This is a genomic window from Streptomyces sp. SudanB182_2057, from assembly GCF_964272715.1.
Taxonomy (GTDB): domain Bacteria; phylum Actinomycetota; class Actinomycetes; order Streptomycetales; family Streptomycetaceae; genus Streptomyces; species Streptomyces rubradiris.
Genome location: NZ_OZ186798.1, coordinates 5,378,572 through 5,391,609 on the forward strand (window position 1 = coordinate 5,378,572; position 13,038 = coordinate 5,391,609).

Annotated in this window: 14 protein-coding genes and 1 tRNA gene; 10 read left to right on the forward strand and 5 right to left on the reverse strand. The window is 74.3% G+C overall.

The features are described from left to right. Nucleotides 1-2: 2 nt before the first annotated feature. The gene (locus ACSURM_RS23740; protein WP_436957753.1) at nucleotides 3-1,430 is read right to left on the reverse strand and encodes a sugar transferase; all 1,428 of its coding nucleotides are present in this window, start codon (nucleotides 1,428-1,430) and stop codon (nucleotides 3-5) included. Next, the gene (locus tag ACSURM_RS23745) at nucleotides 1,427-2,704 is read right to left on the reverse strand and encodes a glycosyltransferase (protein WP_436957754.1); all 1,278 of its coding nucleotides are present in this window, start codon (nucleotides 2,702-2,704) and stop codon (nucleotides 1,427-1,429) included. Before ACSURM_RS23745 ends, ACSURM_RS23740 begins: the two co-directional genes overlap by 4 nt. Nucleotides 2,705-3,229: 525 nt before the next feature. On the opposite strand from ACSURM_RS23745, the gene ACSURM_RS23750 reads away from it, so the two are divergent. The 7 genes from ACSURM_RS23750 (at nucleotide 3,230) to ACSURM_RS23780 (ending at nucleotide 7,698) form a co-directional block, all read left to right on the forward strand. Beyond that, nucleotides 3,230-3,469: a chaplin gene (locus ACSURM_RS23750; protein WP_436957755.1), complete on the forward strand. Its 240-nt coding sequence runs from the start codon at nucleotides 3,230-3,232 to the stop codon at nucleotides 3,467-3,469. Nucleotides 3,470-3,643: 174 nt separating this feature from the next. Then, nucleotides 3,644-4,414, forward strand: coding sequence for a hypothetical protein (locus tag ACSURM_RS23755; RefSeq protein WP_436957756.1), 771 nt, complete (start codon nucleotides 3,644-3,646; stop codon nucleotides 4,412-4,414). Nucleotides 4,415-4,543: 129 nt separating this feature from the next. Continuing rightward, nucleotides 4,544-4,828 carry a hypothetical protein gene (locus tag ACSURM_RS23760; RefSeq protein WP_436957757.1) on the forward strand — a complete coding sequence of 95 codons (285 nt, stop codon included), beginning with the start codon at nucleotides 4,544-4,546 and terminating at the stop codon, nucleotides 4,826-4,828. Nucleotides 4,829-4,958: 130 nt separating this feature from the next. Continuing rightward, complete coding sequence (locus tag ACSURM_RS23765; RefSeq protein WP_436957759.1) at nucleotides 4,959-5,462, forward strand: DUF5949 family protein; 504 nt, start codon at nucleotides 4,959-4,961, stop codon at nucleotides 5,460-5,462. 175 nt (nucleotides 5,463-5,637) lie between these two features. Next, nucleotides 5,638-6,156 (forward strand): hypothetical protein, encoded by a 519-nt coding sequence (locus ACSURM_RS23770; protein WP_436957761.1) that lies wholly within the window; start codon nucleotides 5,638-5,640, stop codon nucleotides 6,154-6,156. Between the two features lie 179 nt (nucleotides 6,157-6,335). Next, the gene (locus tag ACSURM_RS23775; protein WP_436957762.1) at nucleotides 6,336-6,848 is read left to right on the forward strand and encodes a tyrosinase family oxidase copper chaperone; all 513 of its coding nucleotides are present in this window, start codon (nucleotides 6,336-6,338) and stop codon (nucleotides 6,846-6,848) included. Beyond that, complete coding sequence (locus ACSURM_RS23780) at nucleotides 6,832-7,698, forward strand: tyrosinase family protein (RefSeq protein WP_436957763.1); 867 nt, start codon at nucleotides 6,832-6,834, stop codon at nucleotides 7,696-7,698. The genes ACSURM_RS23775 and ACSURM_RS23780 overlap by 17 nt, the downstream gene beginning before the upstream one ends. A 144-nt stretch (nucleotides 7,699-7,842) precedes the next feature. Here ACSURM_RS23780 and ACSURM_RS23785 read toward each other — a convergent pair whose 3' ends face one another. Together ACSURM_RS23785 and ACSURM_RS23790 are read right to left on the reverse strand one after the other, a co-directional pair. After that, complete coding sequence (locus tag ACSURM_RS23785) at nucleotides 7,843-8,178, reverse strand: chaplin (protein ID WP_436957765.1); 336 nt, start codon at nucleotides 8,176-8,178, stop codon at nucleotides 7,843-7,845. 388 nt (nucleotides 8,179-8,566) lie between these two features. Beyond that, nucleotides 8,567-9,526, reverse strand: a complete 960-nt coding sequence (locus ACSURM_RS23790) for a D-2-hydroxyacid dehydrogenase family protein (RefSeq protein WP_436957767.1) — start codon at nucleotides 9,524-9,526, stop codon at nucleotides 8,567-8,569. A gap of 289 nt (nucleotides 9,527-9,815) precedes the next feature. On the opposite strand from ACSURM_RS23790, the gene ACSURM_RS23795 reads away from it, so the two are divergent. Both ACSURM_RS23795 and ACSURM_RS23800 read left to right on the forward strand, forming a co-directional pair. Beyond that, on the forward strand, nucleotides 9,816-10,295 hold the full coding sequence (locus ACSURM_RS23795; protein ID WP_436957769.1) for a hypothetical protein: 480 nt from the start codon (nucleotides 9,816-9,818) through the stop codon (nucleotides 10,293-10,295). Between the two features lie 247 nt (nucleotides 10,296-10,542). Beyond that, nucleotides 10,543-10,938, forward strand: coding sequence for a hypothetical protein (locus ACSURM_RS23800; protein WP_436957770.1), 396 nt, complete (start codon nucleotides 10,543-10,545; stop codon nucleotides 10,936-10,938). Nucleotides 10,939-11,036: 98 nt separating this feature from the next. Here ACSURM_RS23800 and ACSURM_RS23805 read toward each other — a convergent pair. Next, a tRNA-Arg gene (locus tag ACSURM_RS23805) sits at nucleotides 11,037-11,109 on the reverse strand. A gap of 321 nt (nucleotides 11,110-11,430) precedes the next feature. Here ACSURM_RS23805 and ACSURM_RS23810 point away from each other — a divergent pair. After that, entirely contained in the window at nucleotides 11,431-13,038 is a 1,608-nt protein-coding gene (locus ACSURM_RS23810; protein WP_436957772.1) for a dynamin family protein, read from the forward strand.

Here is a 13,038-nt window from a genome sequence, read left to right on the forward strand (position 1 = left end):
GGTCAGCTCCCCGTGGACCGCACGACCGCGGCGGCGGTGCGCAGCAGGATGCGGATGTCCTGCCACAGCGACCAGTTGTCGATGTAGGCGTTGTCGAAGCGGGCCCGGTCCTCGATCGAGGTGTCCCCGCGCAACCCGTTGACCTGGGCCAGCCCGGTGATGCCGGTCCGCATGCGGTGACGGGCCGCGTAGCCCGGGTGTATCCGGCTGAACCGCGCCACGAAGTACGGCCGTTCGGGGCGCGGGCCGACCAGGCTCATGTCGCCCCGGAAGACGTTCCACAGCTGGAGCAGCTCGTCCATCGAGGTCCGCCGCAGCAACCGGCAGAAGGGACTCATCCGCTGGTCGCCGGCCACGCTCCACCGGGTGGCCGCCTCCTGCTCGTCGGCCGGGCGATGGGTGCGGAACTTCAGCATGGTGAAGGGGCGGCCGTCCTTGCCGACCCGCTCCTGCCGGAACACCACACCGGGCCCGCCGGTGAGCCGCAGCACCGTCGCGCACACCAGCAGCACCGGACCGGCCAGCACCAGCAGCGTCCCGGACACCACGACGTCCAGCAGCCGCTTGCCGACGGCGCCGCGCCGCGCGCCCGAATCCAGGCGGCGCACGGCGAACCCGGCGAGCTGGTCGCGCATCTCGTACGCCGGGGAGTCCGGCTCCGCCTCCCACAGCGTGCACCCCGACGCGGCGAGCGCCCGCAGCAGCGGCGCCTTCTCGGTGCGTACGGCCGGGTGGACGGTGAGCACGACCCGCACCCGGTTCTGGATGAGCGCCCGCTCCACCTCCTCGCCGGTGGTAAGGACGGGCAGCCCGGCGGAGCCCTCCGGGTGGTCGGCGACCACGCCCACCGGCCGTACCCCGCAGCGGGGGTGGCGCAGCAGCGCGGCGGCCACCCGCTGCGCGGTCGCGGCGGGCCCGACGACCAGGGCGGTACGCGGCTGCCGCAGCAGCGCGGCCCGGCGCCGCCACTGCACCGCGCCCCGGCCCGCCCCGGCCGCCGCCGCGTGCAGCGCCCAGCCGAGCAGCAGGGTCCGGGCGGACAGGGCGCGCGCGGGATCGTACGCGGCGAGCAGCGCGGCCAGGCCCAGCCAGGTCACCGCGGTCCGCCCGCACAGGGCGGGGAGTTCGTCGAGCACGCCGGGCACGCCGGGGCCCGGCCGGGCGGAGCGCGGGCGCAGCAGCAGCGCGCCGGCGACCAGCGCGGCGACCGGCACCGGCCCGCCGCCGGCCTCCTGAAGCCCGGCCGCGCCCGCCAGCGCGGCGAGCAGGTCGGCGGCGAACAGCGGCAGCGGCGATTCGGACGACGCGGGCGGGCGCCGCGACGGCAACCGGAAGCCGCCACCGAGGCGTACCGGCCGGACCGGGCCGTGCGGGATCTTGGACGCCCGCGGCTGCGTGCCGGACGAGGGAACGGTGGTCTCCGTGGTCACGAGCGCCCGGCCTCCCCGCACTGCCCGGGCACGTCCCACCGCGTGCCGTCGCGCCCGGGGGGCTGGAGCTGGTGCGGTGCGGTGTCCTGCGGGGGATCGGGACGGTGTGGTGCGCTGTCCCGCGCGGGGTGGGGAAGGCGCGGTGCGCGGTGGCCGGCGGGCGTGAGGAGTTCGTCGTAGACGGCCGTGATCCGTGCGGCGGTGTGCCGTACGTCGTGCCGGGAGGCGACGTGCCGGCGCCCCTGCGCGCCGAGTGCCGCGCGCAGGGGCGGGTCGGTCAGCAGGCCGGTGATCGCCCGGGCCAGCGCCACGGGATCCTCCGGCGGCACCAGGCAGCGCTCGGCGAGCGCGGGCGGCAGGCTCTCCCGGGCGCCGTCGACTTCGGTGAGTACGACGGGCCGTCCGCAGGCCAGTGCCTCCAGCGGGGCGAGCGCCATGCCCTCCCAGCGCGAGGGCAGCACGACCAGGTCGGCGGCCCGGTACCAGGGCACGACGTCGGTGACGGCACCGGCGAACTCCACCGAGGGGTGCGCCTGCGGCCGCAGCGCCTCGCGGTCCGGGCCGTCGCCGACCAGCGCGAGCCGGGCCCGGGGCAGCGCGCCGAGGACGGTGTCCCAGGCGCGCAGCAGCACGTCCTGGCCCTTCTGCCGGCACAGGCGGCCCACGCAGACGACGAGCGGCCGGTCCGTCTCCTGCCCCGCGCGCAGCGGTGCGGGCGCGGCGGGGTCCGGCGCGAAGCGGGTGGTGTCGACGCCGTTCCGGACGACCGTGTACGCGGCGCGTACCCCGGCGCGCAGTCCGGTCGCGCGCTCCGCCGCGCTGACGCACACCACCCGGTCGGCCCAGCGCGCCCCCCACCGCTCCCAGCACAGGGCGAGCGCCCCGGTCGGTCCCCCGGCCGCCTCGAAGGACCAGGCGTGCGGCTGGTACACCGTCGGCACGCGCCCCCGCACGGCGAGCCGCGCGGCCAGCCCGGCCTTGGCGCTGTGCGCGTGGACCAGTTGGGGCCGCACCTCCTCCACCAGACGCACCAGCCGCCGTACCTCGCCCGGCAGCCCGGGCCCCGGGGACCGGCGGGCGGGCCAGTCGCGGACCTCGGCGCCCAGCTCCCGCAGGCCCGCGGCGAGCGCGCCGCCGGGACAGCCGACCGCTACCGGCAGACCCGCCGCGAGCTGGGCCCGTACCAGGTCGAGCACGACCCGGGCGACACCGCCTTCGACGGGTTGCGCGAGGTGCAGGACCCGGGGCCGGGGGGCGGGGACTGACTGGTGCATGCGCGGGGTACCTCGCTCACGGGGCGCTCGGGACTGCGGTCGTGAACGCGCCTTCGGTACGGGGCGTCCACGGCGGCGACGAGCGCGCGGGCTCACGCCGCGTCCGCGTGGCCAACGAGCCGGGAGCCCGGCGGGTCACCGCCCGCGCCGGGGAGCCGGGCCGGGATCGCCCGGATCGCCGGTGGTGTCGAGCGCTTCGGCGTAGGCCGGCCTGCGCGGGCACCGGTAGCGCACCCGGTGCGCCGAGCGTGGGTCCACTACGCCGTGCGGGGGTCCACGGCGCCGTCCGTCGGTCCACTCCGCCGTGCGTCGGTCCACTACGCCGTGTGGGGGTCCGCTGGGCCGTGCGGGGGAGCCGCCGGGCCCGTCGGGGCGCCCGCCGGACGCGGTGTGCCCCTGCCGCGGCGTCATCCGGCATCACCCGGACGTCACCCCTTTGGCGGCACAACCCCCGTCGGCGCCACGCGTTGACACAACGCCGGGTATCCGCCCGGATGTTGTGTCGATCCCAAGGAGCACCTCTCCATGTCGCGTATCGCGAAGGGTCTGGTCCTGACCTCCGCCGCCGCCGCGGCCGTCGCCGGTGGCGCCGGCGTGGCTTCCGCCAGTGCCGGTGCGGGCGGCGCCGCCGTCAACTCGCCGGGCGTCATCTCGGGCAACACCATCCAGATCCCGCTGCACGTGCCGATCAACCTGTGCGGCAACACCATTGACATCGTCGGCCTGCTGAACCCGGCCTTCGGCAACACTTGCGTCAACCACTGACGTCGGGCACGCACCCCCCCTTCGGCCGGCCGTCGGTTCCGCACTCGTGGCGCGGAACGGGCGGCCGGTTCGCGCTCCCTCGTACGGATCACGCGCGGCGGACGAGCGGTTGCGGGGCGCCATCGGTGATCGGACGGTGGGCTCAGGTCCCACCGTCCACCGAAAGGAACCCCCATGCGTGTTCTGCCCGCCCGGCGTCTCGCGTCCACCGTCCTCTGCGCGTCCGTGCTGACCGGCATCACCGGCCCGGTGGCGCTCGCCGCCGACGCGGCCGGGGAGCACGGGCGCACCGCGTCCCGGGCGTCCGTCCCGGCGGCGGAGAAGGAGAAACTGCTCGCCCAGGTCGGGGCCCTGGGCCGGACCCATCCCGAGCTGAGCCCGGTCGCCGACCTGCTCAACCGGTCGCTGGAGGCGGGCCGGCTGCCCGCCGACGAGGCGAGAAGGCTGGGCGAGGCGGCGAAGGAGGCGGTCGCCAGGGCCGCCGCGGCCCGGTCGGCCACGGCGGTCAAGCCCGCGACTCCCGCCGCTGAGACCCCGGCCGCCGCGACTCCCGCCTCCCCCGCCGCCCCGGCACCCGCAGCGCCCCCGGCCGCCCCGGTGACCACGCGACACGCCCACGTCGGCGCGCCCATGGCCCGTGACGTTCTCGACGACGCGTTCGGCTCGCTGGCGACCGCGATCGAGAACCTGGTGCAGGCCATCACCGGCCAAGCGGCCGCCGCCCAGGCGGCCACCGACCAGGTGGCCACCACGGACGAGGCCGCCACCGCCGACGCCTCCGACCCGCAGCTGCCGGCCCTCGACGGCCTGCTGTCCGGCCTGCTCGACCTGCTGACGGGCCTGTTCGGCGGCGGCGCGAAGCTCGCCGCGACCGAGCTGCCCGCGCCGGCCGGTACGGCCGCGGTCACGCCGGCTGCCGTACCCGGTCTGGCCCCGACCGGCTGACGCGATGCCCCCACGGTCACCGGGGGATTTCATATGTCTTCTCCGCGCGGGGTTTCCGGCCCGTGCGGAAATCGTTGAGCAGGGCGTCCGTATTCCCTGGGTGACGTGAGTTGCCAAGAAAGGAACACGATGAAGTCCCTCAAGGCCGCCGCCGTTGTCGCCGGTTCCGTGGCCCTCGTCGGCGTCACCGCACCCGCGTTCGCCTACGACGCCCAGCACCTGCCGCCCATGAGCCTCAACGGCGGTCTCGCCCAGCTGACGGAGCACCCGCCCGGCGTGAAGGACCTGATGCCGCTCCAGCACCAGTCGGACGCGCTCGACACCGAGAACAAGGACTCGGTGCTGAGCAGCGTCAAGGGGGCCACCACGACGCTCAACCAGCGGGGGCTGCTCGGCGGTCTGCCCCTGCGCTGACGCCCGCTCCCGGCCCCGCCCCGGCACGTCCGGGACCGCGTCGCCCGATCGTGTGGCGAGGTCCCGGACGCTGCTCCGGACGGGTGAGAGAGCACCGGGCCGCGCCACCGCCCGTCGATATGGTCGCGCGATGACCTCAGCATCAAGCGAAACCCGCCCCTTCCGCGCCGCCGACCTCGGCACCCTCGCGCTGCTCGCCTGGATGGCCAGGAACGAGGAGGGCAACGGCCACACCCCCTGTCTGCTCGCCTGCTCCCTGGGCGACGGCCCCGACGGACCGCAGGCAGCGTCCGCCGCCGTCGCCCGGCTCCTCAAGGACATGGACCTGCCCGTGGGCGGCGAGCCCGTGATCGGCAGGGCCCGGCCGAGCCTGAAGGTCTCCATGCTGGTCCTCGCCGGGCAGATCGTGCTGCAGATGCCGCAGATCAGCCGCCAGGCCACCCCGCCGGCGGACTGGCTGAAGGCGGTCGGGGAACTCGGTTACGCCTACTTCATGTTCACCACCCGGATCTGCCCGTCGGCCGGTCCCCGCCGCTCGGTGGAGGGCCCGGAGCTGGCCGCGTTCGCCGGCTCCCCGGAGACCACGGGCGCCGCCGCGCACGTCTATCTGCCCGCCCGCGGCCTGCGCACCTGACGTCCCGGCCCACGGGCCCGGCGGCCCGGCCGGAATTCTCGTACCGACCGTTGGTGGGACTTCTGGACGAGCCGACTATTACGGCACCCGGGGGAATTGCGAAATGCGGGCCTTTTCCGCTCGTTACGCGGTACGGACGCCGAACCCCCGCATTCCGAAAGGGCCCGTACCTGTCATGAAACCGATCACCCTCACCCGAGGCACCCTCGCCGCCGTCGTCACGGGCCTCGCGGCCACCGTGGGAGCCGCCGGTCCCGCCGCCGCGGCCGGTACGGTTCCCGTCCCCGTGCCCCTGGGCGGTGTGTCCCGGGCGCTCGACATGGAGGTGCCCAGGCTCCGCGCCGAGGTGCCGCTGGTCAAGCCCGGCGCCCCCGAGGGGCCCCGCTACGTCACCGGCCGGCTGCTGCCCGACCGGACCCTGCCCCAGCTGCCGGTCAGCGGCGGGCTGCCCGGCGTGGACGGCAGGGCCCCGCTGCCGCGCCTCATGGGCGACGACTTCGACCACCTCGACGTGAACGCGCCCTCCGGTGACGTACGGGCCCTGGCTCCCGGCCTGGCCCTGGACGCCCCCCTGACCGCACCGGACGCGGACCGCTTCGGCCTCCCGTCCACCAAGCTCCCCCAGGCCGGTGTCCTCACGCCGGTCCTGCGCACCGTCGCCGGCGGCAACCTGGCCACGGGCCCGGGCCGCTGACCACGCCCCACCCGGCCTCGCCGGTTTCCACGGCTCGTACGGTTCCTGCGGCTTATGTGGCCCGTACGGCTCGTACGACTCCTGTGAGCCCTGTGGCTCGTATGGCTCTACGGCGGTGACCCCGCGCGCTCTCGACCGGTTAGCCGGTACGGACATCTGCACCCGGACGAGGAGCGAGCATGGTCGTCGGTGTCGGCGAAGTGGCGGTCGGACCACATCAGGAGGCCGGGGTTCATCGGGAGGCCGGGGCCGGTGCGGCCGGACGGTCCCGCAGGGAGGTGGCGCGGGGGCTGCTGGCCTCCGCCGCCGCACTGGCGCTGACCCCGGTCGTCGCCGCGTCCCGGCCCGTGCGCCCGGCCGGGCCGGCCGACGACGGCGTCTTCGACGAGACCTACCGGGGCCGCCGTATCCAGGGGTTCCTGGTGCCCGCGGTGGGGCGTCAGACGGCGGGCACCACCTGGCGGATCACCGTGGACGGCCGCCCGCTGCACCTGATGCGCCGGGCCGACGGCTCCTGGCTGAGCATGGTCGACCACTACACGTCGTATCGGACGCCGCTGGAGGCGACCCGGGCGGCCGTGGACGAGATGGGACCCGGGCGGCGGCTGCGCGAACCGACGTCGGCCGACCCCACCGCGGGCCACCCCGGCGGCCACGCGCACACGGGGGGACGGCATGGCGTACGTGCGTAAGAACGTCGCCGCGCTCACCGCGGGGGAGCGGCGCCGGTTCGTGAACGCGCTGCTGACGCTCAAACGGCGCGGTGAGTACGACGAGTTCGTGCGGATGCACATCGACTACTACAGCGCCGACGGCGAGGCGGGCCTGCGCAGCGCCCACATGGCGCCGTCCTTCCTGCCCTGGCACCGCAGGTTCCTGCTGGAGCTGGAGCGGTCCCTGCGCCGGGTCGACTCCTCGGTGACGGTGCCGTACTGGGACTGGACCCGGGACCGGACGACCAGGTCCGTGCCATGGACGAAGGACCTGCTCGGCGGGAACGGGCGGCGCTCCGACCGGCAGGTGACGACCGGGCCGTTCGCCTACGCGGCGGGCCACTGGACCATCAAGGAGGGCGTCACCGACGGCAGGTTCCTCACCCGGGACCTGGGCCGTTCGGCCGCGCCCATCCAACTGCCCACCCGGAGCGAGTTGCAGTGGGCGCTGGACGACCCCCTCTACGACGCCTGGCCCTGGGACTCGACCGTCCGCAAGGGTTTCCGCAACAAGCTGGAGGGGTGGGGGAGCGGCAGCGGCAGCGCCTCCTGGCGCAACCACAACCGGGTGCACCGCTGGGTCGGCGGCGTCATGCTGGGCGGCGCGTCCGTCAACGACCCGGTGTTCTGGCTGCACCACGCCTTCCTGGACCTCCAGTGGTACCGCTGGCAGCGGGCCCACCGCGGTCGGCGCTATCTGCCGGCCGAGCCGCCCCGAGCCGGTGACGCCCAGCACGGCCGGGTCGTGGCCCGGCACCAGAAGCTGCCGCCGTGGGACGAGACGCCGGATCAGCTGGAGGACATGAGCCGGATCTACCGGTACGTGTGAGCGGGGCTGCGGGGGGCACGTGAGGAGGTGTGTGGTGCGCGCGTGAGCAGGTGCGCTGCGCGCGTGTGAGCAGGTGTGTGGTGGGTACGGCAAGGCCCCGGCGCTCGGAGTGCCGGGGCTCTTGTCGTGGGGTCTGCCGGCGGCTCAGCGGCCGTAGCCGTCGTTGTCGTGGCCGTGGTTGCCGGGCTTGCCGGGCTTGGTGGGGCCGGGCTTGCCGGGCTTCTCGGGCTTGACGTCGTTGCTCACGTTGGCGCAGGTGTTGCCGAAGGCCGGGTTCAGCAGGGCGATGATGTCGATGGTGTTGCCGCACACATTGATCGGAATGCCGATCGGCACCTGGAGCAGGTTGCCGGAGATCACGCCCGGGCTGCCCACGGCCGCGCCGTGGGCGTCCGCCTCGGCCATGGCCAGGCCGGACCCGCTGACCACGACGGCGCCGGCGCCGAGGGCGACAGCGGCCGCCTTCGCGATGCGAGACATCACGTTCTCCTTCTGTTGCTTATGGCTGGGGAAGCGCGCGGCGGCAGGCCAGCCGCCGCACTTCCCGTTCAACGGCGCCGTGCGGAGCGGGTCACGCCGATCGGCCGGGGATCACCCTTTCAACGGCAGGGGCAGTGCCGTCCCGTGCGGAAAGCGGAACGGCGGCTGGGCTGTTCGTGTGATGGCCGGTCGGCGCCGTGTTGACCCGTGTGACGGGAGGCGCGTTTCCTTGTTCCGCGGGGTTCGGGGTGGCCGTGGCGGGGTGTTCCGGGGCGGTAGCCGCGGCGCGGGGCGGCGGTCGTAGCGGGTTTCACGGCAGCCGTCGTATCGGGGCTCCGGGCAGCTGTCGTCCGGGGCTCAGGGCAGTCGGCAGCCGTCGTGTCGGGCCTCAGGGCAGTCGTCGTATCGGGGAGCCCGCGAGGTAGGCCTGGATGTTCTCCACGGCCTGGCCGTAGTACGTCGCGTAGTTGGCCTGGGACACGTAGCCGAGGTGGGGCGTGGCCAGGAGGCGGGGCGCGGTGCGCATCGGGTGGTCGGCGGGCAGCGGCTCGGTGTCGAAGACGTCGACGCCGGCGCCGGCGATCCGGCCCTCGTGCAGCGCGGCCAGCAGCGCGTCCTGGTCGACGATGGCAGCGCGGGAGGTGTTGACCAGATAGGCGGTCGGCTTCATCAGGGCGAGCTCGGCGGCGCCGACGAGACCGCGGGTGCGGTCGCCGAGGGCCAGGTGAACGGAGACGAAGTCGCTGCCGGCGAGCAGTTCCTCCTTGGAGCCGGCCAGTTCCGCGCCCACCTCCTCGGCTCGCTCCTCGGTGAGGTTCTGGCTCCACGCGTGGACCCACATCCCGAAGGCGAGGCCGACCCGTGCCACCCGGCCGCCGATCCTGCCCAGCCCGAGCAGCCCCAGCCGGCGGCCGTGCAGATCGGCGCCGACGGTGGACTGCCAGGGGCCGCCCGCGCGCAGGGCGTTGTTCTCCTGGACGATGCCCCGGGCGAGTCCGAGCAGCAGCGCCCAGGTCAGCTCGACCGGCGGGATGCCCGAACTCTCCGTACCGCACACGGTGACGCCGTGCGCCTCGGCGGCGGCGTAGTCGATGACGCTGTTGCGCATCCCGGAGGCGATGAGCAGTTTCAGCCGGGGGAGGCGGGAGATCAAAGAGGCGGGGAAGGGGACGCGTTCGCGCAGGGTGACGACGATGTCGTAGTCGGCGAGGGCCGCGACGAGGGCGTCCTCGTCGTGGAGGTGCTCGCGCAGCGCGACGACCTCCACCCGATCCCCGAGCACCGACCAGTCGGCGACCTCGGTGGCCACTCCCTGGAAGTCGTCCAGCACCACACAACGAAGCCGCACGGCGTGTCCTCCCCTGTCCGCGAATGACTCTACCCACTCGTGAACTCATCGTTCCGGGGCGGGCATTCGGTTCCCGGACGTGGATGCCGACGCCAACCGCGTTGTGCCGAGGACTTGTTGCCGCTCGAACAGTGGCACGTTTCACTGAAGTGAGGGATCCTGATAAGGCCCCTGCTGACCAGCGAAAACATTCGGTGGCTCGGCCTGCTCTCCGGGCCGGGCGGTTCGCCGGTCGGGCGGTAGCTCGTGATCCATGGTGGGACAAGGTGACTTCCAATAAGGGGGAGCCATGGAAGAGGCGCGTCCGCAGCGGATGGTCTTCGCCGTCGAGGTGCAGCGCGGGGGCGCCGACGACTGGCGCACGCAGGCCGTCACTCCGAGCTGGTTCTACGGGTACCACGCCGCCGACGCCGCCGTGCAGGCCTTCGACCGCTACATGGCCCACCACCGGCAGACCGTGGCCGCCCTGGTCGCCCCGGACGCCCCCGGCCTGCGGATCCTCGTCCGGGTGCAGGGAACCGGCGGCCGGCCCGCGGTGTTCACCCTGCACAGCGTCCTGGAACACAAGGTGCGCAGGGACGCCGGCCGCCGTCGCGAGGCCCTGGCCCGCCTGGAGGACGCCACGGAGGCACTCCAGTCCTCACTGCGCGACGCGACCACGGGCGGCGTCCGCCAGTCGGACCTGGCCCGCATCTCCGGCTGGAGCAGGGAGACACTGCGAAAGCTGAACCGGGGGGAGAGACCCGAGGAGGCGGGCCGACAGCCGTAGGACATGGGGCGCTGGCCGTGAGGCGTAGGCCGTGGGGCGCTGACCGTGGTGCGTAGGCCGGCAGGTGTGGGTCGCCGGTCGGCAGGCGTGGGGTGTGGGTCGGCAGCCGTGGGGGGGGATCGGCGGCGGTCATGGGGCGCGGAGCGGCAGCCGCAGGGCATCGGCGGCAGTCGTGGGGCACCGTCGGCATTCGTGGCGGGGCCGGTGGGCTGAACGTGGCGGGCCGGTGGGCTGAAAGAGTGGCCCCATGCTGCTCGATCCCGAGAACACGTTGTTCGTGCGCGGCGCCACGCCCGTGCTTCTGCTGGCGGGAGCGCCCGTCCACGACGCCCTGCCGCCGCTGACCGCGCCCGACGGGGCGATACCCCGGTGCGAGGGCTGGAGCATCGTGCCCCGGCTCACCCTGTGCGTCGTGGACGGCCCCGGCGACCACGGAGTCGTCGTCCCCGCGCTCGCCGCGCCGGTGATCGGCGACACCGGTGACGGCACGGCACCGGATCACATGGCCGACTGGTGCGACGACACCGAGCGGGCCGGCGGCGCGGTGGTGCTGTCTGTGGACCGGCTCCCCGAGACCCTCGACTGGCCCGCCCTGCTCTCCTCGGGCACGACTCGCGGGGGCTTCCTGCCGGCCATGGGCTGATCGTCGTCCAGCGGGGGCGCAGGCGCTTGGCCTGGGCGCGGCGCGCATCGGGCCGGAAAAGAAGATGACCAGCGTTTCCGCTGGTCAGTGGAAGTGTGCGCCCCCGGCAGGACTCGAACCTGCGGCCAAGCGCTTAGAAGGCGCCTGCTCTATCCACTGAGCTACGGGGGCCGGGTGGGGTGGCCTCGTGCCTGGTGGCCTGGTGGGGGCCGAACCGTGACGTTGCCGGGGTCAAGGATAGGGCTCCCGGTTCCCAGACCCTGTCGCTTCCCCTCCGTGGCTCGATGTGGAGGTTCGGTGAAGCGGTCCTGATAATCGCAGGCAGGTGCGAATCGTGCACCGCTTTTGGCGCCTGACGCACCGGGTGTTGTGCACTCGTTATGCCTGGACTGTGCGAGTGTCCCACTCATCCCTTCCGTCCGTTCTGTTCCGTCGGCGCGCAGACATGTCCATATGCTTCAGAATTCCCCTAAAATTGGGCATTCTTCGCATGTGGTGACCTTGGACGTACGGCCTCAGCTGCTCGACACACTCTCCGCTCTGCGCGACCGTGTCGCCGCCGCACGCTTTCCGCTGCCCCTGGCCGGGGCCCCACGCGCGCGTGCCAACCGCGACGAACTCCTCGCGCAGCTCGACGACTACCTCGTACCCCGGTTGCGGCACCCCGAGGCGCCGTTGCTCGCCGTCGTCGGCGGCTCCACCGGCGCGGGGAAGTCCACGCTGGTCAACTCCCTCGTCGGCCGACGGGTGAGCGAGGCGGGCGTGCTCCGGCCGACCACCCGGACACCGGTCCTCGTCTGCCATCCGGAGGACCATCACTGGTTCAGCGGCATGCGCGTGCTCCCCGCCCTCACCCGCGTATGGGACCCCGACCGGGACCCCGCCGAGGAGTTCCCGCCCACCGACGACGAGCACGCGCGCGTGCTGCGCGTGGAGACGGCCGACACCCTCCCGCGCGGCCTCGCCCTCCTCGACGCCCCCGATGTCGACTCCCTGATCGCGGACAACCGCGTCCTCGCCGCGGAACTCATCTGCGCCGCCGACGTCTGGATCATGGTCACCACGGCCGCCCGCTACGCCGACGCCGTCCCCTGGCACCTGCTGCGCACCGCCAAGGAGTACGACGCGACCCTCGTCACCGTCCTGGACCGGGTGCCCCACCAGGTCGTCTCCGAGGTCTCCCGGCAGTACGGCGCCCTGCTGACCAAGGCCGGACTGGGCGACGTACCCCGCTTCACCGTGCCCGAGCTGCCGGAGTCCGCCTGGGGCGCCGGACTGCTGCCCGCCACCGCCGTCGCGCCCCTGAAGAGCTGGCTCGTCCACCACGCCCAGGACCCCGCCGCCCGCCAGCACATCATGGCCCGGACCGCCTACGGCCTGCTCGACTCGCTGAAGTCCCGCATGCCCGAGCTGGCCGGCGCCGCCGCGGCCCAGTACGCGGCGGCCCTCCGGCTCACCTCCGCCGTGGACGCCGCCTACGACAGCGAGCACGCGCGCGTGCGCAGCCGCCTCCAGTCCGGCGCCGTACTCGCCGGCGACGCCCTCAAGCGCTGGCGCGCCTTCCCCCTGGACTGCACCGCCGCCGAACTCCTCGACGCCCTCGTGGAGAGCCTGGCCGCCCTGCTGCTGTGCGCCGTCACCGCCGCCGACGAGCGCGTGGACGACGCCTGGCGGCGCGAGCCCGCCGCCCGCGCCCCCGAGCTGACCGCACGCGACACCTCCCTGGAGAGCGCCGAGCACCGCATCGGGCTCGCGGCCCGGCGCTGGCGGCGCGAGCTGGAGGAGTACGCCGAGGACGAGGTACGGGTCCTGGAGCGCACCGGCGCCCCCGACCCCGAGGTCGTCGCCGCCCTCGTCGCCACGGCGGTGCTGGGCGGGCGCCGGGCGCGCACCGCGGGCGAGGGGCTCGCCGAGCGGCTCGGCGCCCACGGCGTCCTGCGGCTGCGCGACCGGGCCCGACGGCTGCTCACCGAGCACGTGGACCGCGTCATGTACGCCGAACGCGAGCGGCGCCTCGCCCCGCTGGACGCCTTGGACGTCCACCCCGAGCCCCAGGCCGAACTCATCGCCGCGCTGTCCGTACTGCAGAAGGAGAGGTGA

What these genes read in the sequence shown, in the direction of transcription:
- ACSURM_RS23745 (WP_436957754.1), bottom strand. Translation starts at nt 2,704, where the DNA reads ATGCACCAGTCAGTCCCCGCCCCCCGGCCCCGGGTCCTGCACCTCGCG.
- ACSURM_RS23750 (WP_436957755.1), top strand. Translation starts at nt 3,230, where the DNA reads ATGTCGCGTATCGCGAAGGGTCTGGTCCTGACCTCCGCCGCCGCCGCG.
- ACSURM_RS23755 (WP_436957756.1), top strand. Translation starts at nt 3,644, where the DNA reads ATGCGTGTTCTGCCCGCCCGGCGTCTCGCGTCCACCGTCCTCTGCGCG.
- ACSURM_RS23760 (WP_436957757.1), top strand. Translation starts at nt 4,544, where the DNA reads ATGAAGTCCCTCAAGGCCGCCGCCGTTGTCGCCGGTTCCGTGGCCCTC.
- ACSURM_RS23765 (WP_436957759.1), top strand. Translation starts at nt 4,959, where the DNA reads ATGACCTCAGCATCAAGCGAAACCCGCCCCTTCCGCGCCGCCGACCTC.
- ACSURM_RS23770 (WP_436957761.1), top strand. Translation starts at nt 5,638, where the DNA reads ATGAAACCGATCACCCTCACCCGAGGCACCCTCGCCGCCGTCGTCACG.
- ACSURM_RS23775 (WP_436957762.1), top strand. Translation starts at nt 6,336, where the DNA reads ATGGTCGTCGGTGTCGGCGAAGTGGCGGTCGGACCACATCAGGAGGCC.
- ACSURM_RS23780 (WP_436957763.1), top strand. Translation starts at nt 6,832, where the DNA reads ATGGCGTACGTGCGTAAGAACGTCGCCGCGCTCACCGCGGGGGAGCGG.
- ACSURM_RS23785 (WP_436957765.1), bottom strand. Translation starts at nt 8,178, where the DNA reads ATGTCTCGCATCGCGAAGGCGGCCGCTGTCGCCCTCGGCGCCGGCGCC.
- ACSURM_RS23795 (WP_436957769.1), top strand. Translation starts at nt 9,816, where the DNA reads ATGGAAGAGGCGCGTCCGCAGCGGATGGTCTTCGCCGTCGAGGTGCAG.
- ACSURM_RS23800 (WP_436957770.1), top strand. Translation starts at nt 10,543, where the DNA reads ATGCTGCTCGATCCCGAGAACACGTTGTTCGTGCGCGGCGCCACGCCC.